The 23675-nt window shown below is 42.9% G+C and carries 24 protein-coding genes; 10 read left to right on the forward strand and 14 right to left on the reverse strand.

What is annotated here, in order from left to right; translation table 11 throughout:
* The first annotated feature begins 25 nt into the window (after window positions 1-25).
* Complete coding sequence (locus tag ACTNB3_RS10475) at window positions 26-730, forward strand: response regulator (protein ID WP_441025472.1); 705 nt, start codon at window positions 26-28, stop codon at window positions 728-730.
* Window positions 727-2133, forward strand: a complete 1407-nt coding sequence (locus tag ACTNB3_RS10480) for a sensor histidine kinase (RefSeq protein ID WP_427819955.1) — start codon at window positions 727-729, stop codon at window positions 2131-2133. The genes ACTNB3_RS10475 and ACTNB3_RS10480 overlap by 4 nt, the downstream gene beginning before the upstream one ends.
* A 92-nt stretch (window positions 2134-2225) precedes the next feature.
* Here the strand turns inward: ACTNB3_RS10480 and ACTNB3_RS10485 are convergent, their stop codons facing one another.
* Entirely contained in the window at window positions 2226-3449 is a 1224-nt protein-coding gene (locus ACTNB3_RS10485) for a substrate-binding domain-containing protein (protein ID WP_427806868.1), read from the reverse strand.
* Between the two features lie 304 nt (window positions 3450-3753).
* Between ACTNB3_RS10485 and ACTNB3_RS10490 the strand changes: the two genes are divergently transcribed.
* Window positions 3754-3924: a DUF362 domain-containing protein gene (locus ACTNB3_RS10490; protein WP_427806869.1), complete on the forward strand. Its 171-nt coding sequence runs from the start codon at window positions 3754-3756 to the stop codon at window positions 3922-3924.
* A gap of 193 nt (window positions 3925-4117) precedes the next feature.
* On the forward strand, window positions 4118-4714 hold the full coding sequence (locus ACTNB3_RS10495) for a helix-turn-helix domain-containing protein (protein WP_427806870.1): 597 nt from the start codon (window positions 4118-4120) through the stop codon (window positions 4712-4714).
* A gap of 56 nt (window positions 4715-4770) precedes the next feature.
* Here ACTNB3_RS10495 and dnaB read toward each other — a convergent pair whose 3' ends face one another.
* The 7 genes from dnaB to ACTNB3_RS10530 form a co-directional block, all read right to left on the reverse strand.
* Window positions 4771-6123, reverse strand: a complete 1353-nt coding sequence (dnaB, locus tag ACTNB3_RS10500) for a replicative DNA helicase (RefSeq protein ID WP_427806872.1) — start codon at window positions 6121-6123, stop codon at window positions 4771-4773.
* Between the two features lie 12 nt (window positions 6124-6135).
* The gene (gene rplI, locus ACTNB3_RS10505; protein ID WP_441025476.1) at window positions 6136-6582 is read right to left on the reverse strand and encodes a 50S ribosomal protein L9; all 447 of its coding nucleotides are present in this window, start codon (window positions 6580-6582) and stop codon (window positions 6136-6138) included.
* Window positions 6583-8631 carry a DHH family phosphoesterase gene (locus ACTNB3_RS10510; protein ID WP_427806874.1) on the reverse strand — a complete coding sequence of 683 codons (2049 nt, stop codon included), beginning with the start codon at window positions 8629-8631 and terminating at the stop codon, window positions 6583-6585. It abuts the gene before it with no gap.
* Window positions 8522-8809: a hypothetical protein gene (locus ACTNB3_RS10515; RefSeq protein ID WP_427819953.1), complete on the reverse strand. Its 288-nt coding sequence runs from the start codon at window positions 8807-8809 to the stop codon at window positions 8522-8524. The genes ACTNB3_RS10510 and ACTNB3_RS10515 overlap by 110 nt, the downstream gene beginning before the upstream one ends.
* A gap of 506 nt (window positions 8810-9315) precedes the next feature.
* A complete protein-coding gene (gene galE / locus ACTNB3_RS10520; protein WP_427806876.1) occupies window positions 9316-10335 on the reverse strand; it encodes a UDP-glucose 4-epimerase GalE in 1020 nt (339 codons plus the stop codon).
* Window positions 10336-10521: 186 nt separating this feature from the next.
* Complete coding sequence (locus tag ACTNB3_RS10525) at window positions 10522-11625, reverse strand: phosphotransferase enzyme family protein (protein ID WP_427819951.1); 1104 nt, start codon at window positions 11623-11625, stop codon at window positions 10522-10524.
* Window positions 11625-12551, reverse strand: coding sequence for a nucleotidyltransferase family protein (locus ACTNB3_RS10530; RefSeq protein ID WP_427806878.1), 927 nt, complete (start codon window positions 12549-12551; stop codon window positions 11625-11627). Before ACTNB3_RS10530 ends, ACTNB3_RS10525 begins: the two co-directional genes overlap by 1 nt.
* A gap of 311 nt (window positions 12552-12862) precedes the next feature.
* Here ACTNB3_RS10530 and ACTNB3_RS10535 point away from each other — a divergent pair, with 311 nt between their 5' ends.
* Window positions 12863-13780, forward strand: coding sequence for an AraC family transcriptional regulator (locus ACTNB3_RS10535; RefSeq protein ID WP_427806879.1), 918 nt, complete (start codon window positions 12863-12865; stop codon window positions 13778-13780).
* Between the two features lie 69 nt (window positions 13781-13849).
* Here ACTNB3_RS10535 and rpsR read toward each other — a convergent pair whose 3' ends face one another.
* The 6 genes from rpsR to ACTNB3_RS10565 form a co-directional block, all read right to left on the reverse strand.
* Window positions 13850-14113, reverse strand: coding sequence for a 30S ribosomal protein S18 (rpsR, locus tag ACTNB3_RS10540; protein ID WP_178037364.1), 264 nt, complete (start codon window positions 14111-14113; stop codon window positions 13850-13852).
* A gap of 17 nt (window positions 14114-14130) precedes the next feature.
* Complete coding sequence (locus ACTNB3_RS10545; RefSeq protein ID WP_427806880.1) at window positions 14131-14565, reverse strand: single-stranded DNA-binding protein; 435 nt, start codon at window positions 14563-14565, stop codon at window positions 14131-14133.
* Window positions 14566-14578: 13 nt separating this feature from the next.
* A complete protein-coding gene (gene rpsF / locus ACTNB3_RS10550; RefSeq protein ID WP_427806881.1) occupies window positions 14579-14866 on the reverse strand; it encodes a 30S ribosomal protein S6 in 288 nt (95 codons plus the stop codon).
* Between the two features lie 101 nt (window positions 14867-14967).
* The gene (locus tag ACTNB3_RS10555) at window positions 14968-15162 is read right to left on the reverse strand and encodes a DUF951 domain-containing protein (RefSeq protein WP_427806882.1); all 195 of its coding nucleotides are present in this window, start codon (window positions 15160-15162) and stop codon (window positions 14968-14970) included.
* Window positions 15163-15191: 29 nt separating this feature from the next.
* A complete protein-coding gene (gene srtB, locus ACTNB3_RS10560) occupies window positions 15192-16310 on the reverse strand; it encodes a class B sortase (RefSeq protein ID WP_441025480.1) in 1119 nt (372 codons plus the stop codon).
* A gap of 144 nt (window positions 16311-16454) precedes the next feature.
* Window positions 16455-16748, reverse strand: a complete 294-nt coding sequence (locus ACTNB3_RS10565; protein WP_427819949.1) for a hypothetical protein — start codon at window positions 16746-16748, stop codon at window positions 16455-16457.
* A 346-nt stretch (window positions 16749-17094) separates the two neighbouring features.
* On the opposite strand from ACTNB3_RS10565, the gene ACTNB3_RS10570 reads away from it, so the two are divergent.
* The 5 genes from ACTNB3_RS10570 to ACTNB3_RS10590 all read left to right on the forward strand — a co-directional run bounded on the left by ACTNB3_RS10570 (window position 17095) and on the right by ACTNB3_RS10590 (window position 23611).
* Window positions 17095-18411, forward strand: coding sequence for a Na+/H+ antiporter NhaC family protein (locus ACTNB3_RS10570; protein WP_441025483.1), 1317 nt, complete (start codon window positions 17095-17097; stop codon window positions 18409-18411).
* 102 nt (window positions 18412-18513) lie between these two features.
* Window positions 18514-19374 carry a phosphoribosylaminoimidazolesuccinocarboxamide synthase gene (locus tag ACTNB3_RS10575; protein ID WP_427806888.1) on the forward strand — a complete coding sequence of 287 codons (861 nt, stop codon included), beginning with the start codon at window positions 18514-18516 and terminating at the stop codon, window positions 19372-19374.
* A 90-nt stretch (window positions 19375-19464) separates the two neighbouring features.
* Window positions 19465-20394 carry an AraC family transcriptional regulator gene (locus ACTNB3_RS10580; RefSeq protein ID WP_441025486.1) on the forward strand — a complete coding sequence of 310 codons (930 nt, stop codon included), beginning with the start codon at window positions 19465-19467 and terminating at the stop codon, window positions 20392-20394.
* Window positions 20367-21257: an AraC family transcriptional regulator gene (locus ACTNB3_RS10585; protein ID WP_427806890.1), complete on the forward strand. Its 891-nt coding sequence runs from the start codon at window positions 20367-20369 to the stop codon at window positions 21255-21257. The genes ACTNB3_RS10580 and ACTNB3_RS10585 overlap by 28 nt, the downstream gene beginning before the upstream one ends.
* A 95-nt stretch (window positions 21258-21352) precedes the next feature.
* Complete coding sequence (locus ACTNB3_RS10590; protein ID WP_441018218.1) at window positions 21353-23611, forward strand: glycogen/starch/alpha-glucan phosphorylase; 2259 nt, start codon at window positions 21353-21355, stop codon at window positions 23609-23611.
* The last annotated feature ends 64 nt before the right edge of the window (window positions 23612-23675 follow it).

Genomic DNA, 23675 nt, shown 5'->3' on the forward strand with positions numbered 1-23675 from the left:
CTATCTCATTGAAAGGACATAAATCATGGTAACAAAACAGAAAATTTTAATTGTAGATGATGATGAAAATATTGCAGAGCTGATTTCTCTCTACCTGACGAAGGAATGCTTTGACACAATGATGGTACACGATGGTGAAGATGCTCTGACTGCGTTTGACAGCTACCATCCGAACTTAGTTCTTCTGGATCTCATGCTTCCGGGAATTGACGGCTATCAGGTATGTCGTGAAATCCGCAGCAAATCCAGCACTCCGATCATCATGCTCTCTGCAAAAGGGGAGGTTTTCGATAAAGTACTCGGTCTGGAACTCGGAGCTGATGATTACGTACTCAAACCCTTTGATTCCAAAGAGCTGGTCGCACGTATCAAAGCTGTTTTAAGACGTTATCACCCTGCAAAATCGGAACAAAATATTCCGGACCGTGGAAAATGTGTGGAATACCCCGGCATCGTGATCAATCTTACCAACTATTCCGTCATGGTGGACGGTGTAAATGTTGACATGCCGCCGAAGGAGCTGGAACTTCTGTATTTTCTTGCTTCTTCTCCCAATCAGGTATTTACCAGGGAACAGCTTCTGGATCAGATTTGGGGATATGAATACATCGGAGATACCCGCACGGTCGACGTACACATCAAACGTCTTCGTGAAAAGATAAAGGACCATCCGTCCTGGAGACTGAGCACGGTCTGGGGCATAGGCTATAAATTCGAGGTGAAAGAATGAAAAGTACTCTCTACATGAAATTTGTGCTTTTATATGCTATTTTCGGATTTTTGAGTCTTTTTACGGTAAGTGCACTTTCATCGACACTGACTTCCAGTTATCTGGAACGTGAGATATCGGGAAATTTATATCAGGAGGCGAATCTGGTCACCTCCGACTATCTTCCAAGATATTTTTCGGAACAGATTTCTACCGCGGATGTCTACACACAGCTGAACGGAATGCGCTCTTATCTGGATTCAACGATCTGGTTTGTTGACAAAGAAGGAAACATGATCGCATCTGCCAAAAGCGAAAATGCTTCCTATATTCCTTCTTACATTGAGGATTTTGATCCGGCTGAAGCGGGAAGCAGTCAGTATCTGATTGGTGATTATCACGGATATTTTGATCAGAAAATGATCACTGTGATCGCACCTGTAACACAGAAATTTTCTACCAAGGGGTATCTGCTGATCCATAAGCCTTATCGCGACATAGATCAAAGTCGTTCCATCATTACCCGGAACACCGCAATTATAGTTTTAGTTGTATATTTGTTGTCTTTCATGATTTTTATGGGAATACATTTTTTCATCTACCGTCCGCTCTGTAAAATCACGGATGCCGCCAAGCAATATGCTTCCGGCAATCTGGACGTCGTGATTCCGGTTGATACTCAGGATGAAATGGGCTACCTGTCCGCTTCCCTGAATTACATGTCTTCTCAACTAAAAGATATGGAAGATTACCAGAAAAAATTTGTGGCGAATGTCTCACACGATTTCCGTTCCCCTCTGACTTCCATCAAAGGTTACGTGGAAGCCATGGCCGATGGCACAATCCCTCCGGAAATGCAGGATAAATACTTGAAGATCATTCTGTTCGAAACGGAACGTCTGACAGATCTTACCCGAGATTTGCTCACCTTGAACGAATTTGACACCAAAGACCTTCTTCTGGATAAGACATCTTTCGATATTCATGAAGTCATACGAAACACAGCCGAATCCTTCGAAGGAACCTGCACGGCAAAGAAAATTACGATTGAGCTTCTGTTTGCTTCTCGCAAACTGCATGTTTATGCTGACAAACGCAAAATCCAACAGGTACTCTACAACCTTCTGGACAATGCAATTAAGTTCAGCGGCACGGATTCCTCGATTACCGTCGAAACCACTGAGCGCGGAGAAAAAGTGTTCGTTTCTGTAAAAGATAACGGAATCGGCATTCCCAGATCCAGTCTGAATAAGATATGGGAACGTTTCTATAAAACAGACGCTTCACGGGGGAAAGACAAAAAAGGAACCGGACTTGGTCTTTCCATCGTAAAAGAAATCATCCAGGCTCACAATGAAAACATCAACGTGATCAGTACAGAAGGCGTTGGAACTGAATTTATTTTCTCTTTGCAGAGAGGATAAAGAAACCCGCCGTATCCCGATCCAGCTTCTCGCTGAGTCTTGATACGGCGGGTTTTCCTATAGCTAATCATGTCTGACTGATTCTCTGATTGTTAATACATCATTTTCTGAATTGCTTCGCTGTCCATATTATCTCTTGTCACCCAGGTGAATCCTGCATTCACTTCTGCTTCATTGCCCTGACTGAGGATCGCGCGTGCGCAGGCTACGACTGTAGCGTAACCGATTCCGTATGGATTCTGAACAATCAAGCCATCCAATGAACCTTCTTCCAGACGCTCCAGCTGTTCCTTTCCGCCATCAAAGCTGACCACTTTGACATCATTTCCATCCAACTCCTCCAGAACACTGAGTACCAGTTTTGCCGTCGTTTCATTCGTTGTATAGATTCCCTTCACATCCGGGTGTTTTTCCAATATATACTTCACTGCATCTTCCTGAGTCATACTTGCAGCAGCCTCGTCCACGTCCGGAGTATCACTGTCTTCACCATCTTTCTCCGGCTCGCTGCTGCCATTGTCCTCTGTCTTATCTTCTTCTTTTTGTTCCAGTTCAATCTGCTTCTGTAAATCTTCCAGATCATCCAGGTGATACTTTTCTACCACCTGCACATTCGAATGCTTCTGCTGAATCGTATTTTGGAATCCTTCTTCTCTCTCTTTTGCTGAGGTTGATTTGTTATCATGCATCACAGCAATTACTTCGCCCTCATTATCAATCATATCGCAAAGCTTATTCGCCGCCATGGCCGCTGCTTCCATGTTATTTGTATCGATCATACATACGATATCCTGATAATCTGTCCCCGAATCAAATGCTACTACCGGAATTCCATTTTCAGCCGCCAGATCAAACTGTACTTCACAGGCCCCAGAGTCAACTGCCGCAATTCCTATTGCTGACGGATAGCGTGCCAGTTCTTCATCCAGAATATTTACCTGGTCATCCACATCATCTTCCATCGCCGGTGCAGAATACGTCAGCTTGACTTTATCATCACCCTTATATCCCAACATACTGTTCATATCATCAATGGCTCTCTGAGCTCCTGCCTTGATTTCTGTCCAATAAGCAGATGAACTGCCTCTTCCAATAATGGAAATGCTTGTTCCCTTCTCAAGCGTAAGCCCCTGTACATTTCCATAAGCCATCGGCTGCAATACATCCAGATTGCTCTGCTTTTCATTGGTCTGCACTTCTGTCTTATTCGTAGCAGTATTGCTGTCATTTCCAGTATTCTGCGCCTGTTCACTGCATCCCATTACAAACAAAGATACGCACAAGATCACAGCTAAACTATTCCATCGTTTTCTCATATAACCTCGCTCCATTTCGTCTGTCCAGTATTCTTTCTCTTCGTGTAAATATCAAGTTCGACTCGGCAGAACCGTAAATCCGCTTGTTCATATACTAACCACTATACACCAAAACCCTAAAAATGGGGAGAAATTTTTTCTTAAGATTTCGTAAAGATTCTATGCATAATTTACAAAAATATGAGCAAGGTTATGCAATGTTCATAATTTAAAGCATAAATTCCCTTGTATATTTACGAATGATGTATTAGAATAGAATCATGCTGAACAGCAAAACTTTTATATAAAAGGAGGATACATAACTATGGCACATGTAATTTCTGATGAATGTGTAAGCTGTGGCGCTTGCGAAAGCGAATGCCCAGTAGGAGCTATCGCTATGGGTGATGATCATATGCAGATCAACGCTGACGCTTGTGTTGATTGCGGCGCTTGCGAAGCAGCTTGTCCTACAGGAGCTATCAGCGCTGAATAATCAGCTTTCTGCAACTCTGATGTAGCAAAGTAAAAGGCAGTGGATTTTAGAATCCGCTGCCTTTTTTGCAGGATTTGTCGAACGATTTTTCCTCCATTTTCAATATTCTATGCTACAATGTAAGTGTTACATGTACTAGCTTCAGAAACTTTTTTGTTTTCTGAAGGTCATTAATAGAATAAGGGGGTATCGTATGGGCGACGTTCATTATATGATATCAGAAGCGGCAAAACAAGTAGGCGTGGAATCCCACGTCCTGCGTTATTGGGAAGAAGAACTGAATCTCCCGATCGGACGCACTGATATGGGGCATCGACACTATACGAAGGAGGATATACAGCTTTTTTGCTGTATCAAAGAACTGAAAAATCAGGGTATACAACTAAAGGATCTTAAAGGATTAATTCCTGACCTGATTCGTACCCGGGAAATACTGAAAGCCAAAAATAATCACCCCAAAGAAGATCCGGATCTTAAAGGCCGAACCTCTGAGCCACTTCCTTCTGAAAGCGGTACCGGCACTCCCGTCCAGGACCCAACTCTTGCATTTCGCGCAGTAGTACAGGAAATCATTACCGGAAACAATAAAGTTCTGGAAGAGCTCATTACCAGAAGTGTCTCTGAAAAAGTAAACAAAAACATGGATTTTCTTCTTCAGGCGAAAGAGCGCCAGGAAGAAGACCGGTTTCGAAAACTGGATCACTTGATCCGGCAACAGCAGAATAGTCGACGCGAGGCAGCAAGACCTGCTCCTGTACGATATCTGCACAAAATCTTTGGAGAAACCTAAATCTTATTTTCATATTAGGCACTTACACAAAAAGATTGCACCACGGTGCAATCTTTTTACTCGTCATAATCCTGTTTTCTCTGTGAATTTGCAAATTTCGTGTATTGTGGCAGCCAGGTCAGCGTAACCGTACCGATCGGACCATTTCTCTGCTTGGCAATAATGATCTCTGCCTCATTCACATGTTCTGTATCTTTATTATAGTAATCGTCTCGGTAAATAAACATAACCACATCCGCATCCTGCTCGATCGCCCCGGATTCACGAAGATCCGAGAGCATCGGACGATGATCCGGTCTCTGCTCTACCGCACGGCTGAGCTGTGATAACGAAATAACCGGAACATGCAGTTCTCTCGCAAGAGCTTTCAGTGAACGGGAAATGTCGGAAATTTCCTGCTGACGCGACTCACTTCTTCCTCCTACACTTCCGCTCATAAGCTGCAGGTAGTCGATAATGATCAGTTCCAGATTGTGTTCCAGTTTGTATTTTCTACATTTGGAACGCATTTCCGAAATAGAAATTCCAGGCGTATCGTCAATGATCAGATTGGATCGTCCGATGATTCCTGCACCCTCGATCAGCTTCTCCCAGTCGGAATCTTTTAGATTACCGGTTCTCAGAAGCTGTGCATCCACATAGGATTCCAAAGAAAATAATCGATTTACCAGCTGTTCCTTTGACATCTCGAGACTGAAAATAGCTACGGTTTTATTCTGCCTGAACGCAACATGCTGCGCGATATTCAGGACAAATGCCGTCTTTCCCATAGACGGTCTGGCTGCAACCAGAATCAGGTCGGACGGCTGAAGTCCGGATGTCTTGTAATCCAGATCAATGAAACCCGTCGGGATTCCGGTAACCGTACCTTTGCTTTTCGAAGATTTTTCAATTTTCTCCAATGCATTTAATACAACCTGCTTGATTGGTACGAAATCCCCGTTATTTCGATTCTGAACCAGTTCGAATACTTTTTTCTCAGTCCGTTCCATAATCGCTTCTACCGGTTCCTTAGCCAGATAACAGGCATTCGCGATTTCCTCATTCATCTTGATCATTTTGCGAAGTGTTGACTTTTCAGCAACAATCTCCGCATAATACTTCACATTTGCCGAAGTCGGCACAGCAGCGAGCAGATCCCGCACAAATTCCAGACTGCTGATTTCCTCAGGAACATCCTTCTCTTTCAAACGGTTCTGCAACGTGATCAAATCAACAGGCTTTCCTTCGTTGAACAACTCCACCACCGAATCAAAGATCACTCCATAAGCGGTCTGATAGAAATCATCTCCACAAATAATCTCGGAAGCCGTTGTGATCGCATCCCGGTCCATCAGCATAGCACCGACAACAGACTGTTCTGCTTCTATACTGTGCGGCGGTACCCGCTTGATAAGCGCTTCATCCATTCACAGCTCCCCCTATGCCTCTCCTACATGTACTTTCAGCTCTGCCGTTACTTTCGGATGCAATTTTACCGGCACAAGATGCATTCCAAGTGTTTTTATCGATTCTTTTAATTGAATTTTCTTTTTATCGATATCAATTCCCATCTGCTCTTTGACAGCAACTGCAATCTCCTTTGATGAAACAGAACCAAATGTCTTGCCGCCTTCCCCGGTTTTGATCTTCAGTTCTACTTTACCTTCTCCAAGTTTTGCTGCCAGTTCCTTTGCAGCATCAAGATTTTCCTGAGCAACTTTTTCCTCATTCTGCTTTTTCAGCTTCAGATCATTCAAATTCTTTCCATTTGCTTCAACCCCAAACTTTTTCGGTAAAATAAAGTTTCTTGCATATCCGTCATTTACATTTACAATTTCTCCTTTTTTCCCAAGAGACTTCACGTCCTGCATTAAAATAACTTTCATCTAGATATCTCCTTCTTCAATCATAATATCAATTGTTTTCTTAAGTGTCTCGATTGCTTTCACCATATCGGTATGTTCGAACTGCGCCCCGGCTGTATTGATATGTCCGCCTCCGCCCAGTCGTTCCATAATGATCTGAACATTTACCTCATCAATCGATCTTGCGCTGACATAAATCTTTCCGTTATATACAGTAAGTACAAAGGACGCTTTGATTTCCTCAATATTGAGAAGTTCATTTGCCGCCTGTGCACCAATGATCGTCGGGCTTTCAATTCCCAGATGTTCTCCTCTGGCGATTGCATAAACATCCCTGTAAACTTCTGTACTGCTGATAACCGATGCTTTCGCTCTATAAGAAGCCATGTCGTCCCGGAGAAGTTTGCGAACATAGGTAATATCCGCTCCACATCTTCGCAAATATGCTGCCGCCTCGAATGTACGTACTCCTGTCCGATTCATAAAATTATTCGTATCAACCAGAATACCTGCATACAGACTGTTTGCTTCCATCACAGTCATCTTCAAATCGTCTGCAATATACTGCAAAACCTCTGCAACCATTTCACAGGCAGAAGAAGCATACGGCTCAATATAAGACAAAACCGCATTTTCAATCACTTCATCGCTCTGGCGGTGATGATCCAGAACCGCAATCGTCTTCGTCATGCGAAGAAGCCGTTCGCATTCCGTCATCTTTGGCTTATTCGTATCCACTACAACAACCATCGTATTTTCATCCGCCAGTTCCTCCGCCTCTCGGGGGGTGACAAACAGATCCTCCGGGTATGCTGTATTATTAGAAAATGCTTCATACAATGGCCGTAATGTTACCGAAATATCATCCAACACGATATTGACCTTCTTCTCCATCGCAGATGCCGCACGATAGATTCCGATTGCTGCGCCAAAAGAGTCTACATCCGGTATCTTGTGCCCCATTACGATCACACGCTCTTTTGCAATGATAAACTCCCGGAGTGCCTCAGCCTTGACACGAGCTTTCACACGCGTATTTCTGGAAGTCTGTTCACGTTTTCCGCCATAATAAGTAATTCCTTTGCAATTTTTTACAACTGCCTGATCACCACCACGGGCAAGAGCCAAATCAATTGCAACGCGGGCATAGTTATACCCCGCCGAATATGTGTCCTTGCTCAGTCCCAATCCGATACTGAGCGTAGCCGGAACCTGATTTCCAATATTTACGTTCTTCACATCGTCCAGAAGCGAGAACCGGTCCGCTTCCATCCGATTGAAACTTTCCTTCTTAATTACAATAAAATACTTATCTTTCTCCAGCTTCTTTGCAATACCATTCAGATTTGCAATATACTGGTTGATCTTACGGTCGATCAGAGCCACCAGAAGAGACTGACGAACCTCTTCCACACTCTCCATCACTTCATCATAATTATCGATGTAAATCAGTCCGGCAACAAGGCGCTGTTCCTCATTTTCACGAATATAAGCATTCAATTCGGTTACATCCTGCAAATGAACTGCAACGAAATATTCCTTCTCTTCCGGAAATTCCAGCAACTGTTCAGATTCATTAAAATCCTCCACAGATACATATTGGATTTCTGCCTGATAATCCTTGTCCTTGTAACCGAATTCCAGATTGACCGTCTCCCCTTCTTCCTTCGGGAAAGCACTTCGGTTCAGTTCCGGAATATATCTGCTCAAATACGCATCTTTTCTCTTTTCTTCTCCCAACACATCGTCAAACTGTGTATTGGTCCAGATAATCTTACCATCACTTTGCAATATTGCATATGGTATAGACAATTCCTTTAACAGTGTATTCTGGACTACGCTGTACTGCGCAGCGAACTCCACCATGTCCGCCAGTACCAGCGATTTACTGTAAAAGTACATGACAGTCACACACGCAGCATACACGAGAACAAATACGCCCATGACGATTCCGGCTTTCTTATCGATCCAGAAAATCCAGATATTCATCGCTATCAGAAATAGCGTCATGATTGACGGCCACTGCATATAAAATTTTAATTGTCCTTGTAATTTGATATCCTGCTTCATAATAGTCATTCCTCATAATCAGCTGTACTGGTTGAACTTCGTTCTTTCGCTCACGGGCTTTCGCCCTATGAAAATCATAGCCCGCAAGCTTGCCTGCCAGCAGGCAGTCTGTCACTTTTGGTTTTCGTTTGGTTTTTCCCCGCCGTGCCAAGCTCAAGAACTTCGTTCTTTCGCTCACGGGCTTTCGCCCTATGAAAATCATAGCCCGCAAGCTTGCCTGCCAGCAGGCATCTTGCTGTCTTTGATTTTCGCACGGCTCATTGCCTACTTGAACATTATATCACCTTTCTTTTGTTTAGGGAAGTAGAAATGATTTTGTATCTTTATTCTAGTGTGCTGGCGTGAAGTTTTGTTTGGTATCAGGATGGTCTATATAATCCACACAATGAACTCATCTAATTCAAGCCATCATGTATCCAACACCACAATTCCACCTCCGCGACTTCTCAGAGTTCCCTCCCCATTTGAAAAAGTCAGCCCGAAGAAGGGCGCATAGATTGATATCGAACAATCCAGTCGTGCTTTTAGCGGAGGTGAAATCCGGTGCTTACGCAGTCTTAGGTGCGAGGGCATTCCCGAGCACCTTAGTCTGCGTTAGCAACTAGTTCACCGCAGCGTCACGACGTTCGCTATCAATCTATGCGCCCTTCTTCGGGCGTCCCTTATTCAAAAAAACACTTTTTATTATTTTGTATTATATCCATCTGGATTCTGGCTCTGCCATCTCCATGAGTCTTCACACATTTCTTCGAGTCCGCGCTCTGCAACCCATCCGAGTTCTTCTTTTGCCTTCGTTGCATCAGAATAGCAGGTTGCGATATCGCCAGGTCTTCTTGCTTTGATCTGGTAAGGAATCGGTTTTCCACATGCTTTTTCAAATGCATGAACCATATCCAATACGGAATATCCGGTTCCGGTTCCAAGATTGTACACGCATACACCGGCTTTTTCTTCAATCTTCTTAAGTGCTTTTACGTGGCCGATTGCAAGGTCTACAACATGGATGTAATCACGCACGCCGGTTCCGTCATGTGTATCGTAATCGTCGCCGAATACGCCGAGGCACTCCAGCTTGCCGATAGCAACCTGAGTGATATACGGAATCAGATTGTTCGGAATTCCCTTCGGATCTTCTCCCATCAGACCGCTCTTATGTGCTCCAATCGGGTTGAAGTAGCGAAGAAGCACTACATTCCATTCCGGGTCTGCAGTATGCAAATCTGTCAGAATCTGTTCAAGCATCCATTTTGTCCATCCGTATGGATTGGTACAGGTTCCTTTCGGGCATTCCTCTGTGATCGGAATGAATGCCGGATCTCCGTAAACAGTAGCTGAAGAGCTGAAGATAATATTTTTAACGCCATGATTGCGCATCACTTCACAAAGAGTGAGCGTTCCGCCGATGTTATTCTGATAGTATTCCAACGGTTTTGCTACAGACTCACCTACTGCTTTCAGTCCGGCGAAATGAATAACGGAATCTATGCTTTCTTTTGAGAAAATCTCATCCAGCGCAGCTCCGTCCCTGATATCTGCCTGATAGAAAGTTACCTTTTTCCCGGTAATCTTCTCCACACGTCTAAGTGCTTCCTCAGAAGAATTGCATAAGTTGTCCACAACAACTACGTCATAGCCTGCATTTAAAAGTTCTACGCATGTATGACTTCCAATAAATCCAGCTCCACCCGTTACTAAAATTGCCATGATCTAATCCTCCTATATGTTCGAATCATTTCTTCTAAACTTACTATATCATACTTTTCTGAAATAGGGAATACTTTTTACTAAATTTTTCAATTATATTTACTAAAAATATTGGTCGTTTTACTAAACACCCATCCTTTTATATAAGATAAAAGCCCTTGCCGGACAAGCACGGGCTCTCTATCTTTATTTGTACTTATCAATAATCTCACGCATGGTATCCCATTTAGCTTCCATATCCTTAACCAACTTGAACTGAGTTCTGCAGCGATCCAGGTTATGATTTTCGCGATGGATCTTAAAATAAGTATCCCCCTGCAGGTAATCGGTCAGGAAACGCATACCACATTCAAAGGTCATGACCATAGCGCCCGTTGGCATCAGGTCGATTTCCTTCTCTGTCAGTTTACCTCCACAACCCTCAATAAATCCCTTTGCATAGAGATCGAAGAGTTCCATATCGCAGGAAACTTTCGAAAGATCCTGTTCATCTTCCGTAGCTGTACTCGCTCCGAAACGGATCGAATCACCGAAATCATTCATGGCAAGTCCAGGCATAACCGTATCCAGGTCGATTACACAGATGCCTTTCCTTGTCTTGTTATCAATCATGATATTGTTCAGCTTCGTATCATTGTGCGTAACACGGAGCGGGATCTCTTTCTTTTCCAGCAGATCCGCGAACACATTTGCCAGATGTTCATGCTCCAGAACAAACTGAATCTCCTTCTGTACAGAAGCAGCACGTCCGCATACATCATCTTCCACCGCTTTCTTAAATACCTGGAATCTTGCTTTTGTATCATGGAATCCTTCAATCGTCTCATGAAGCGTTTCTGCCGGATATTCTGCAAGGAGTCTCTGGAAATTGCCAAAAGCGACTGCACTCTGATAAAAGTCTTCCGGACTTTCTACCTGATCGTAACTGGTTGCATCCGTAATGAATTTGTAGGATCTCCAGTATTCACCTTCAGAGTCTACAAAATATGGCATATTATCAACGGTACGGATCACATTCAGTGTCTCACGGTCCGGATCCCCTCCGTTTTCAATAATCTTCTTGCGCAGATAAGAAGTCACGTTCAGGATATTCTCCATAAGTTCTATCGGTTTTGTGAAAATGTTCTTGTTCATTCTCTGTAAAATAACCTTGATCGTTCCCATTTCTGCGATTTCAAATGTCAACAGATATGTATCATTAATATGCCCACTACCATAAGGTCTTTCATCGATCAGCACGCCTTCATACCGGAACTGGCCTATCGCTTCATCAATTTTTCCTTTTCCCATTATGCTTCCCCCCAAAGTTTCTCAGGATAACGTCCTTCTGCCTTCATTTTCTTAATTGCCTGAACTACAACCGGTTTGTCTTCTTTATAAGTCACTCCATACCATTTATCTGCAGAAGCCAGAACTGCAACCGTTGCACGTCCTTCTTCCAGAAGTGTACTTACGACAGCCGGAAGGAAATATTCACACTTCATCGGATTTGATACAAGTCCCTTTTCCAGAAATGCCGGGAATCCAGCCTTGATTTCATCTAGAATGCTGCGTGTGAATCCCCACATATTCATAGACACCAGTGTATCTCCCGGAAGTTCGGTCCATGACGCTCCATCATCTTCAGAATAAGCGATTCCACCGTTTCTCTTCTCAATACGTGTTCTTTCTGTGATGCGTACCAGTTCTCCGGCCTCATTCGTATCACACACTCCACGTGCCACATGACCATTGTCCGTAACCGTATTTTCCAGCTTATATCCTACCATCGTGTAACGATATTTATCATCATCCTCATGAGTTGCAAGATAATCATAGATAACCTGGAACGCATCTCTTCCATAGTAGTCATCTGCATTAATTACAGCGAATGGCCCGTCTATCTCATCGATCGCGCTCAGAACCGCATGAGCCGTTCCCCACGGTTTCACACGTCCTTCCGGCACTTCAAATCCTTCCGGAATATTGTGCAGATCCTGATATACATAAGCAACCTCCATCTGCTCTGCCATACGATTTCCGACAGCCTCTTTAAAATCTGCTTCATTTTCTTTTTTGATAATGAAAACAACTTTTTCAAAGCCTGCGCGCTTTGCGTCAAAGATGGAGAAGTCCATGATGATATGTCCCTGCTCATCTACCGGATCAATCTGTTTGAGTCCACCGTAACGACTTCCCATTCCTGCCGCCATGATTACTAATACTGGTTTTTTCATTTTCCATCTCTCCCTACTTTTATTTTCGTTTTACTTACTTTAACTAAGTCCATAATATAACTTTTTCTCTCTTTCGTCTTTATATAATCAATCTCTAAATTTGTCTTATTATATCCTTATATATAGATTATTTCCGATTATTTGCACATATGTGAAAAATTCATTTATATTATCTTTTTATCATTTTGCACTATCAGCCACTTATGATTGATTTTTTCCGAACATTGGTTTAATATACTTATTGAGAATATATATTTCGGTTCAATGACTCTGATTATTTATCATTCGCACCGTCACACTGGAGGCAATATATGGGTTATATTGGCGTACAACTTGAAGATTCCATTCATATTGATGAATTATACACTGTTCATTATTTTGAGTACATGAATAATTTTTCTTTTGCAGGTGAATCCCACAATTTCTGGGAGTTTCTCTATGTAGACAAAGGAGAAGTCGGTGTCATTACGGAAACGACCTACCACCTGCTAAAAAAGGGCGATATTATTTTCCATCAGCCCAATGAGTTCCACGCAGTAAAGGCAACCGGTGATTCTGCCCCCAATCTGGTCGTGGTATCATTTGCATCGAAATCGCCAGCCATGAATTTTTTTGCCGGTAAGATCCTGCGAATTGATGAGTTGGAGCGAAACCTTCTGGCAGATACGATCATCGAAGCAAGAGACTGCTTCGCGTGTCGCCTGGATAATCCGTATCTGCAGCATATGGAAAAGAAAACACCAAATTCTTTCGGGGCAGAACAGATGATACGACTTGATCTGGAGCACCTGCTGATTCATCTGGTCCGCCATAATACCAATCCGATTGTTTTTAAGAAAAATTTCCCAAAACTCCCTCCCAAGTCAACCACAAGCCGGAGCGATACCGAGATTTTCAACCGGGTGGTAAATTATCTGGAAGCCCATATTCACTCGCATGTGACCATAGAGCAGATCTGCCGCGATAATCTGATCGGACGTTCGCAGCTTCAGAAGATTTTCCGCGAAAAATGTTCCAAGGGAGTCATCGAATACTTCTCATCCATGAAAATCGATGTGGCCAAGCAGATGATCCGAACAAATCACATGAACTTCACCCAGATTTCCGAACAGCTCGGTTATACTTCGATTCATTATTTTTCCCGGCAGTTTAAGAAAATCACCGGGATGACTCCTTCCGAATATGCCTCTTCGATCAAGGCCATGGCAGGCGGCAGTTTTGATGATTAACCGAATACACGCAAAACAAAAAGGCTGAATTCCCGGAAAATTTCCCGAGATTCAGCCTTAATATTTTAATTAATCCTGAACGTATGGCATTAAAGCGATATGTCTTGCTCTCTTGATTGCTACTGTAAGAGCTCTCTGATGTTTTGCACAGTTTCCTGTGATTCTTCTCGGAAGGATCTTTCCTCTTTCAGAAACATATTTCTTTAATTTTGCTACATCTTTATAATCGATTTCGTTGTTCTCTTTACCACAGAATACACAAACTTTTTTTCTTCTGCGTCCGCCTCTTCTCTTCATCGGAGAATCTGGTCTGTTTCCTTTTTCGAATGCCATTTTGCACATCTCCTTTCCTAGTTAAAAGGTAATTCCTCATCAATTCCGTCCGGAATATTCATGAAGCCGTCACCAGCATCTACGCTTGGTGCCGGAGCCGGGGCGTTCTGATAAGACTGCGCGCCGCTCGCATTCTTGCTTTCTGCAAATTCCTGCTCCTCAACAACAACCTCTGTTGTATAGACCTTCACACCATCTCTGTTGGTATAGCTTCCGGTCTGGATTCGTCCGCAGACCGTAACGCGCATTCCCTGACGGAAATAACGTTCTGTAAATTCTGCGCTCTTACCGAAAACAACACAGTTGATAAAATCTGCACTCTGTTCTCCGTCACGCTTGAATCTACGGTCTACAGCCAATGTATATCTTGCAATAGCGAGAGCATTCTCACCTTGTGAATATCTTACTTCAGGATCTCTTGTCAAACGTCCCATTAAAACCACTTTATTCATACGCTGCCTCTTTCTAAGCTTCGTCTTTCACGCATAAATATCTGATTACACCGTCCATGATACGGATTCTCTTCTCAACTTCGCCCGGTGTAGTTGTATCAGATTCGAAGTGGACAAAGTAGTAATAAGCTTCTTTCATTTTCTGGATTTCGTAAGCTAATCTTCTCTTTCCCCATTCATCAACGTCAGTTACGTTACCGCCGAAACGTGTTACAAGTGCTTTCACCTTTTCGATAACTTCTGCTCTGGCGTCGTCTTCGAGTTTTGCGCTGACAACAACTGCTAATTCATATTTGCTCATGTCCTGCACCTCCTTATGGTCTCTGGCTCCCGGATTCGCCGGGAACAAGGATAAAAATAGTATATCACAAGTTGGTATGATACCATAAATCAACACACGTTTCAAGCTTTTTTTCTAATTTCTTTTGTATTTTTCTCCACAAGTTTTCTGGAAACCATCACCTGATGTCCGCATCCCTGGCATTTCAGCCGGAAATCTGCTCCCACACGCAAGATCTCCCACTCCGAGTTTCCGCAGGGATGTGGCTTTTTCATCCGGATGATGTCTCCCACTTCGAATTTTACATCTATAGCCATCTTCTCCTCCTGTTTTTCAATTTTGTTTCCTAATTTTTGACCTCAACCAGCATCCCGTGAACGACTAAACGTTCATCATTATTCGCCTTTGTACAGGTTGAAAGCGTTACAATTTTGGAATCCAGATCCGGTTCCACACCTGTATCGTAAAAGCTGGATTCTTTTGTTATTTGAAGGAATGACCGGAACGCCTCATCATCCGCAAATTCATATGTATAATTCTCAGCTATATCTTTTACAATGCCCGCAGAATAGATCTGATATTTCAGCTGTGCGCCATCCGGAGTATAAATATAAAAGCAAGGATATTTCTTCCAGAACTCTTCACTTTCATATTCATCCAGTTCATTAAACATCGTTCCGTTATTCATATGATGTCCGTAAATAATTGTATTTCTGTCAGTAAAATCCGGATTATTATCCACATTAACGAAAATCGTTCCAACCGTATTCTCATACCCCTTAAACGTCTTCGACAAATATTCACTGTTGTCTTTTCCCTGAACTACCGGATAATTTATAATCGCAGGTTCATCGAAACGAATCCATGCCACGACGTCCGGGTTGATTTCCTTCAACGCGTCAAAGTCCACCTGATAACGATCCGCTTCCTCTTGATCAATGCTCACAACCGTTTTCTCAATTTCGTCATATTCTGCTTCTCCTTTGTGATATCCATAATAAATATCAAACAACTGATAAGCTGAGTATGCAAAAACTGCCAGAGCAATAATCAAAATGATCTTGCTGATAACTCCAGCCGCCTTTGAGCCTTTACTGTGCCGTTTCCTTGGGCCTCTTCTGTGCGTTTTCTTTTTGTGTCCCGTGCTTTTTCCAGCCATATGCTCTGATTGCATTTCTTTTTCCTGTATGCCGGTATGCTCCGCATACTCTTTTTTCGGACGTTTTCTACGCTGTTCTTCGTTCATTCCTTCCGGGCGTCTTTTCGGGCGTTCATTCATCATACCTTCCGAATGTTTTCGCCGACGTTCTTCTCCCGCTCCTTCCGGACGCTTCCTACGACGTTCTTCTCCTGCTCCTTCCGGACGCTTCCTACGACGTTCTTCTCCTGCCCCTTCCGGACGCTTTTTTCTATTTTCTTTCTGTATATCTTCTTTTTTTATTTCCCTATTTTTTTCTTCTTCCATTACTGCCTCCCGGGAATCTTGTTATAACCAGAAGTATAACACACTTTTTAGACTTTTTTAATAAGAAGTTTATTGATTCCACAGAAAGTCTGTGTAAAATAATAATATACCTTTTACCACAACACTACTATAAAGATTGGATGATTAGAAATGAAAGAAAAATTTATGCGTTTTATGTATGGTCGCTATGGGGTCGATTCTTTTGGAAGATTTATGATGTGGACCGGAATTATCATGTTTCTTCTTTCCGGCTTTTTTCGATGGAACTTTTTGTACTATCTGGCGTTGGTAATACTTATTTATACTTATTTCAGAATGTTCTCCAGAAACATTTACAAGAGATCCTCCGAGAATCAATCTTTTCTGAAAGCGACCGCAGGCATTCGGAACTTCTGGTGGAACCAAAAAAAACTTTTCAAGCAGCGTAAGACGCATCATATCTATAAATGTCCTTCCTGCAAACAGAAAATCCGTGTTCCAAGAGGAAAGGGCAAGATTGAAATTCGCTGTCCGAAATGTCAGACTACCTTTATTAAACGCAGCTGATATTCTTAATTTCAATACATAATTTAAGGGAGCATATCACATGCTCCCTTAATCTATATATTTTCGGCATCATTCTGTTGATATTTCGTTTTGTTTCTTTCTGAAATATCATTATATCACTACAGATTTTTTTGCTTCAACTCTTTTCCCCATTTTCGTATAGATATGTTATACTTATGCATAGCGTTGCCTTACACCATTGGTGTATTGCGCAAAAACACAAAAAAGGAGATTTTATATGAAAAAAGGAAATTGGAAAGCACTTCTTCCGATCGGAGTCTTCCTGATCATGTATCTAGGCCTGGGAATTCTTTTTGAATACGGGCTGCATATCACAATGGGCTTCTATAATATTCCCATAGTAGTCTGTTTTCTGGCTGCTCTTCTGGTCGCCTGCCTTCAGAATCCAAAACTGAGTTTTGATGAAAAGCTGAAGGTCATGGCAAAAGGAGTCGGGGATAAGGATATCATCACTATGATTCTTATTTTCATGACCGCCGGAATTTTTGTCGGTGTTGTCGGCAGAAGCAGTGCTGAAAGCGTTGCCTATTTTCTGCTTTCACTGATTCCCGCGCGCTATGCAGTTATTGTACTTTTTATAGTCAGCTGTTTTGTATCTCTTGCCATGGGAACCTCCGTCGGAACGATCACTTTAATCACACCGATTGCTCTCGCCGTAGCTGAAGGTTCCGGTTTTGCCGCACCACTCTGTATCGGTTCTGTCATGAGCGGTGCCATGTTCGGTGACAACCTATCTTTCATTTCCGATACCACGATCGCCGCCTGCAATGGACAGGGCTGTGAAATGAAAGACAAATTCCGTGCCAATTTTGCCATTGCCCTTCCTGCGGCGTTGATCACTCTGTTCGTGTTCTTTATCCGCACCTCAGGGCATGCAGGATCTACGAATTTTCATACCGATTACAACCTGATCCAGGTTAGTCCTTATCTGCTCGTCCTGATTGGTGGAATCATCGGCATCAATGTATTTGTTGTCCTTTTGATTGGCATTGCATCCGGCTCCGTCATCATGCTCGCGACAGGCACCACAAAGGCCACAGAACTTCTGAGCCACATGGGAGACGGTGTTTCCAGCATGTATGAGACTACCATGGTCGCTATCCTCGTTGCCACCCTCTGTGCTCTGATTCACGAATACGGAGGATTCACCGCCCTTCTCGGTCTGGTCAAACGCATATTCAAAAGCAGGAAAAGCGGAAAGCTTGGCATGGGGCTTCTTGTTGGTGCAATGGACATTGCCACCGCAAATAATACCGTGGCAATCGTCATGGCTAACCCGATTGCGCGCGAAATGGCTGAAGATTATCAGATCTCTCCCCAAAATGCCGCTTCTATACTGGATACATTTTCCTGCGTCTTCCAGGGGATTATCCCATACGGTGCACAGATGCTTGTGGCAATCTCGGCAGCTGCAGGACTAGGATATGAGATTTCAGCATTTGACATTATGCCGAATCTTTATTACCCCTATCTTCTGCTGATCAGTTCCCTGGTGTTTATCTTTCTTGTTCCGGAACGGGATACAAATAGATAACGGATTGCACAAAATTTCAAAATAGGATTGCATTTTGTTTCAAAATCTGTTTATCTATTAAGTAGAATACATATTAATTTCAACTTAGCGAGGTGTAGAAAAATGAAACCTATCAAAGAAGGAAAAGTCCGTGAGATTTATGATAACGGCGATAGCCTGATTATGGTTGCAACAGACCGTATCAGTTGTTTTGATGTGATTTTGAACAACACAGTGACCAAGAAAGGAACTGTTCTGACTCAGATGTCCAAATTCTGGTTTGATCTGACTCAGGATATTCTTCCAAACCATATGATTTCTGTAGATGTAAAGGATATGCCGGAATACTTCCAGCAGCCACAGTTTGACGGTAACAGCATGATGTGCCGTAAACTGAACATGCTCCCGATTGAATGTATCGTGCGTGGATATATCACCGGAAGTGGCTGGGCAAGCTATCAGGAAAACGGAACCGTATGCGGAATCAAACTTCCGGAAGGTTTAAAAGAATCCGATAAACTTCCGGAACCTATTTACACACCATCTACCAAAGCCGAGATCGGTGACCATGATGAAAATATTTCTTATGAACAAAGTATTACTCATCTGGAAAAATATTTCCCGGGAAAAGGGGAAGAATATGCCGCAAAGCTTCGTGACAACACTATTGCACTTTATAAGAAATGTGCAGATTATGCACTAAACCGCGGAATCATCATTGCAGACACCAAGTTTGAATTCGGTCTGGATGAAGAAGGAAATCTGGTGATCGGTGATGAGATGCTGACTCCGGATAGCTCTCGTTTCTGGCCTGCTGAAGGATATGAACCAGGCCATAGTCAGCCCTCCTTCGACAAACAGTTTGCCCGCGACTGGCTGAAAGCGAATCCGGATAATGACTGGACTCTTCCGGATGAGATTGTTCAGAAAACAATCGATAAATATTTGCAGAGCTACGAAATGCTTACAGGCAAAACACTTTAATATATAAGAAACATTACGAGAATCTTCCCACTGTAACATAATATGGAAGATTCTCGTATTTTTACACCAATAAAAGGAGGTTCTTGAATCATGTCAGATACGCACATTTCCTCTCTCTATGAATACAGACAACATGGAACGCTGGAATTCCCTTATGTTGTCTATCATTTTCAAATTCCGGTTTCCCTGTATTCCTGCCCTATGCACTGGCACGATGAGATGGAATTGATGTTTGTTCAGAGCGGATGCTGTACCGTTACACTGAACAAAGTGCCTTTTACTGTCCACACAGGGGATATCGTGCCAATCCTTCCCGGGATGCTGCACGCCATTGAACAACTCCATGAAGAAACCTGTGAGTACTTCAGTATTTTATTTGATCTAAAGATGTTGGGACAAGATTCGCCTTCCGACTACTGTTACACTACATATATAAAGCCTTATCTGGACGAGCAGATTTCCCTTCCTTTCCGGATTCCTTCCAACCATCCACAGCACGACCGGATTTCCGAGATACTGACTTCCCTTACACAGACTATCTCCGAGTCCTCCCATGGATACGAACTATTCGTGAAGTCTCAGCTTTACCGGATTTTCTGGCTGTTCGAATCACTGCAAGGGCGAACATTACATGCTCCTCCCGACCATTCACAGCTCACCCAGATTAAAAAGATAAAAGAACTACTTCTTTTTATCCACTCGAATTATGCGAGTCCCTTGTCTCTTAAGGGAGCCGCTGATTTCTGCGGCTACAGTGTCTCTTATTTTACAAAGTTCTTCAAGTCATTTACCGGAATGACCCTGGTTGAATACATGAACCATTATCGTCTGGAAAAAGCGTGCGAACTGCTTCTTACCACCGATTTAAGCGTGATTGAAATTTCTGAAAATACCGGTTTTGAAAATCACTCATATTTCATCCGGTTATTTCGCAGGCAATATCAGATGACACCTTTGAAATACCGCCGATCAAGTGACAGAAAGGAGCAATTATGTCAGGAACCATCTCTCAGCAGGTAGACAATACTTTAAAAGAGCTCGGCTCTCATGGATCCTTTGAACTACCAGTAGAAACCTACACCGACAACTGCGAGATCTTCCGTTCTCTCTACCTGCACTGGCATGAAGAAATGGAATTTATCTTCATCGAATCCGGAAGCGGACTGGTACGGTTAAACCGAGAGGCACTCCGTGTCAGAGAAGGTGATCTGCTGATTGTGAACCGTGGGGTCCTGCATTCCATGAAAACGGATCCACGCCACATCCTCTACTATAAAAGCATTGTTTTTGATCTGAATTATCTTGCAGGAACCGCCGGGGACTTATGTCAAGAGCGTCTAATCGCTCCGCTGGCGGCAAATCAGGCGGAATTTGTTCATCGTATCACGCCGGATGTCTCCGGCTACGACCGCCTTATGGAGATTTTCGGTCAAATCCACTCTTGTCTTGACAAAAAGGAACCTTATTATTATGTACGTCTCAAGGCACTATTCTACGCATTTTTCTATGAAATGCTCGCAGGAAATTACATCATCACCTCAGACCACGCTGAGCAGAATAAGAGTCTTTCTTCTATAAAAAATGTGCTGGACTACATCAACTCACATTACAATGAACCGTTGAATGCCAAAGAACTGGCAGGGCTTTCCAACTACAGCGAATACTATTTCATGAAACTATTCCGCCAGTATACCGGAAAAACTCTGATTGAATATATCAATGACCTACGTCTGGAAAAATCAAAGACGCTTCTTCTGCATTCCGATGACTCCGTCACAGAAATCGCGCTGGAATGCGGATTTAACAACACAAGCTACTACATCAAGAAATTCCAGCAGGCAAACGGAATCTCTCCCCACAAATTTCGCAAGAACATGTCATAACAGAACAATTTTGTTGTATTTTTCACCTTTCAGGGCGTGCTATAGTCTATACATACACAGTAAACAGACATTTACCCCTGAAAGGAGATACAACAATGAAATCATTAGAAAATTTAATTTTTGACATGTTTGGAAAAGACTGTTCACAGTGTTCAGATGAAGAAATTTACCATGCATTATTAGTTTATACAAAAAAAGCACTTTCTGAGAAAGGCTATCAGGATGGCAAAAAGAAAATTTACTATATTTCTGCAGAATTTCTGATTGGAAAGCTGCTTTCCAATAACCTGATCAATCTCGGTATTTATGATGAGGTTGCAAAATTCCTTGAAGAAAATGGCAAATCTATTTCAAAAATCGAAGAAGTGGAACCGGAGCCATCTCTCGGAAACGGTGGCCTTGGACGACTGGCGGCATGCTTCCTTGACTCCATCGCCACACTTGGACTTCCGGGTGAAGGAATCGGTCTCAATTATCACCTTGGACTTTTCAAGCAGGTATTCGAGAACCACCTGCAGAAAGAAACTCCAAATCCATGGCTGACAGACGAAAGCTGGTTAACACCGACCGGCATTTCCTATATGGTTCCTTACCGCGGCTTTATGCTCAAATCATCTTTATATGACATTGATGTAGCCGGATATCAAAACAAATCCATCCGTCTGCGCCTCTTTGATATCGACATCGCAGAGGAAAGTATTGTCGGCGATGGAATTACATTTGACAAAAATGATATTCTCCACAATCTGACCTTATTCCTCTATCCGGATGACAGCGACGATGCCGGAAGAAAACTGCGGATCTACCAGCAGTATTTTATGGTCAGCAACGCTGCACAGCTGATCCTCGATGAAGCAGTAAGTAAAGGATGTAACCTGCACGATCTTGCAGACTATGCTGTTGTCCAGATCAATGATACACATCCAAGTATGATCATTCCGGAATTCATCCGTCTCCTTACCGAAAGGGGAATTGAATTCGAGGAAGCCTGCGATATCGTGACACACGTATGTGCTTACACCAACCACACGATTCTGGCCGAAGCACTGGAGAAATGGCCAATCAGCTATCTGGAAGAAGTTGTTCCTCACCTGATGCCGATCATCCGCCGCCTGGATGAACGTGTCAAGATGCAGTATCCGCAGGAAGCCGTTGCCATCATCGACAAAAACAATCTGGTTCATATGGCACATATGGATATTCATTATGGATTCTCAATTAACGGTGTGGCTGCGCTTCATACGGAAATCCTGAAAAGCAGTGAATTAAAAGCTTTTTATGATATTTACCCGGAAAAATTCAATAATAAAACCAACGGAATCACTTTCCGTCGCTGGCTGCTTCACTGCAATCATGCACTGAGCGATTATATTTCCAGCCTGATCGGTACAGATTATAAGAAAGATGCCTCCGCTCTCGAGAACCTTCTGAAATACAAAGAAAACGAAGATGTTTTAAATACACTTCTTGAAATCAAAACAAATGCGAAGAAAGTATGCAAAGACTTTATTCTGGAAAATACCGGTGTCGAAATTAACGAAAACAGCATCTTCGACATTCAGATCAAACGTCTGCATGAGTACAAACGCCAGCAGCTGAATGCTCTGTACATCATTAATAAATATCTGGATATTAAGGCAGGCAACAAACCCGAACAGCCAATCACTTTCATTTTCGGCGCAAAGGCTGCTCCGGCTTATGTAATTGCAAAAGACATTATTCATCTTCTCCTCTGCCTGCAGGAGCTGATTGCAAACGATCCGGAAGTTGCTCCATACATAAAACTCGTTATGGTGGAAAACTACAATGTAACCGCTGCCGAAAAATTAATTCCGGCCTGCGATATTTCCGAACAGATCTCACTTGCATCAAAAGAAGCGAGCGGAACCGGAAATATGAAGTTCATGCTGAACGGTGCTGTCACACTCGGAACCATGGATGGTGCAAATGTAGAGATCAGCGATCTTGTAGGCCCTGAGAACATTTATATCTTCGGAGAATCAAGCGAGGCTGTGATTGAGCACTATGCAAAGAGTGACTACAATGCTTACGCAATCTACTCTTCTGACGAACGCATCAAGACATGTGTGGATTTCATCGTTGGAGACGAAATGAAAAAGATTGGAAATGAAGAAAACCTGACCAGACTTCACGATGAGCTGGTTCACAAAGACTGGTTCATGACCCTTCTTGATTTCAACGATTACACCGAAACCAAAGAACGCATGCTCGCCGATTACAGCGACAGAACTGCATGGGCCAAAATGATGTTGGTAAATATTGCGAAAGCCGGATTTTTCTCATCTGACAGAACAATTGAACAATATAACAAAGATATCTGGCATTTGAACTAAGAAATGCAAAGCAGCGCGGATCCTACTGAATGTGTTTTACACGGATCCGCGCTTGTTATTGTTC

The organism is Bariatricus sp. HCP28S3_D3 (assembly GCF_052065755.1).
Taxonomy (GTDB): Bacteria; Bacillota; Clostridia; order Lachnospirales; family Lachnospiraceae; genus Allocoprococcus.

Coding starts and splice junctions, on each gene's coding strand:
- ACTNB3_RS10475 (WP_441025472.1), top strand. CDS start 26: ATGGTAACAAAACAGAAAATTTTAATTGTAGATGATGATGAAAATATT.
- ACTNB3_RS10480 (WP_427819955.1), top strand. CDS start 727: ATGAAAAGTACTCTCTACATGAAATTTGTGCTTTTATATGCTATTTTC.
- ACTNB3_RS10485 (WP_427806868.1), bottom strand. CDS start 3,449: ATGAGAAAACGATGGAATAGTTTAGCTGTGATCTTGTGCGTATCTTTG.
- ACTNB3_RS10490 (WP_427806869.1), top strand. CDS start 3,754: ATGGCACATGTAATTTCTGATGAATGTGTAAGCTGTGGCGCTTGCGAA.
- ACTNB3_RS10495 (WP_427806870.1), top strand. CDS start 4,118: ATGGGCGACGTTCATTATATGATATCAGAAGCGGCAAAACAAGTAGGC.
- dnaB (WP_427806872.1), bottom strand. CDS start 6,123: ATGGATGAAGCGCTTATCAAGCGGGTACCGCCGCACAGTATAGAAGCA.
- rplI (WP_441025476.1), bottom strand. CDS start 6,582: ATGAAAGTTATTTTAATGCAGGACGTGAAGTCTCTTGGGAAAAAAGGA.
- ACTNB3_RS10510 (WP_427806874.1), bottom strand. CDS start 8,631: ATGAAGCAGGATATCAAATTACAAGGACAATTAAAATTTTATATGCAG.
- galE (WP_427806876.1), bottom strand. CDS start 10,335: ATGGCAATTTTAGTAACGGGTGGAGCTGGATTTATTGGAAGTCATACA.
- ACTNB3_RS10525 (WP_427819951.1), bottom strand. CDS start 11,625: ATGGGAAAAGGAAAAATTGATGAAGCGATAGGCCAGTTCCGGTATGAA.
- ACTNB3_RS10530 (WP_427806878.1), bottom strand. CDS start 12,551: ATGAAAAAACCAGTATTAGTAATCATGGCGGCAGGAATGGGAAGTCGT.
- ACTNB3_RS10535 (WP_427806879.1), top strand. CDS start 12,863: ATGGGTTATATTGGCGTACAACTTGAAGATTCCATTCATATTGATGAA.
- rpsR (WP_178037364.1), bottom strand. CDS start 14,113: ATGGCATTCGAAAAAGGAAACAGACCAGATTCTCCGATGAAGAGAAGA.
- ACTNB3_RS10545 (WP_427806880.1), bottom strand. CDS start 14,565: ATGAATAAAGTGGTTTTAATGGGACGTTTGACAAGAGATCCTGAAGTA.
- rpsF (WP_427806881.1), bottom strand. CDS start 14,866: ATGAGCAAATATGAATTAGCAGTTGTTGTCAGCGCAAAACTCGAAGAC.
- ACTNB3_RS10555 (WP_427806882.1), bottom strand. CDS start 15,162: ATGGCTATAGATGTAAAATTCGAAGTGGGAGACATCATCCGGATGAAA.
- srtB (WP_441025480.1), bottom strand. CDS start 16,310: ATGGAAGAAGAAAAAAATAGGGAAATAAAAAAAGAAGATATACAGAAA.
- ACTNB3_RS10565 (WP_427819949.1), bottom strand. CDS start 16,748: ATGATGCGTCTTACGCTGCTTGAAAAGTTTTTTTTGGTTCCACCAGAA.
- ACTNB3_RS10570 (WP_441025483.1), top strand. CDS start 17,095: ATGAAAAAAGGAAATTGGAAAGCACTTCTTCCGATCGGAGTCTTCCTG.
- ACTNB3_RS10575 (WP_427806888.1), top strand. CDS start 18,514: ATGAAACCTATCAAAGAAGGAAAAGTCCGTGAGATTTATGATAACGGC.
- ACTNB3_RS10580 (WP_441025486.1), top strand. CDS start 19,465: ATGTCAGATACGCACATTTCCTCTCTCTATGAATACAGACAACATGGA.
- ACTNB3_RS10585 (WP_427806890.1), top strand. CDS start 20,367: ATGTCAGGAACCATCTCTCAGCAGGTAGACAATACTTTAAAAGAGCTC.
- ACTNB3_RS10590 (WP_441018218.1), top strand. CDS start 21,353: ATGAAATCATTAGAAAATTTAATTTTTGACATGTTTGGAAAAGACTGT.